At 63.7% G+C, this 471-nt stretch carries 1 protein-coding gene; it reads left to right on the top strand.

Translation table 11 applies throughout. From position 1 onward, the window contains the following. Window positions 1-84 precede the first annotated feature (84 nt). Window positions 85-471 (top strand): helix-turn-helix domain-containing protein (locus G6R25_RS24590; protein WP_163554712.1); only part of this gene is annotated, 387 nt, incomplete at its 3' end.

Here is a 471-nt window from a genome sequence, read left to right as displayed (position 1 = left end):
GGTGGAGACCCCGCCGTTCACGGCGGGGAGGAAACGCCGTCCCATCCTGCCCATTGGTTGACATCCTTGGCGTAGAATTGTGGCATGTCCCGTTACCGGCTTTATCCGACCGTCGAACAGGCGGCTGTGATGGAAGTCCATTGCGGGCACGCGCGGTATGTGTGGAATCTTGCGGTGGAACAGCAGGCGTGGTGGAATCCGCGACGTGGACCGGCGCCGGGGTACCACGAGCAGTCCCGCCAGTTGACCGAAGCGCGCCGTGACAATCCGTGGCTGGCGGCCGGGTCGCAGACCGTTCAGCAGCAGGCGTTGCGTGATTTCGCCACAGCAATGGCGAACTTTTTTCGGGGTTCGCATCGCCGGCCGTCGTGGCGAAAACATGGTCGGTCGGAGGGTTTCCGGATCGTCGCGGTGAAACCCGGAGATGTTCGGCGGGTGAATCGTCGCTGGTCCGGGGTGCGTGTTCCCAAG

Origin of the sequence: Candidatus Frankia alpina (assembly GCF_902806485.1) — a bacterium.
Lineage (GTDB): Bacteria > Actinomycetota > Actinomycetes > Frankiales > Frankiaceae > Frankia > Frankia alpina.
Note: the sequence above shows the minus strand (reverse complement) of the source record. Positions and strands in the feature narration are given on the sequence as shown.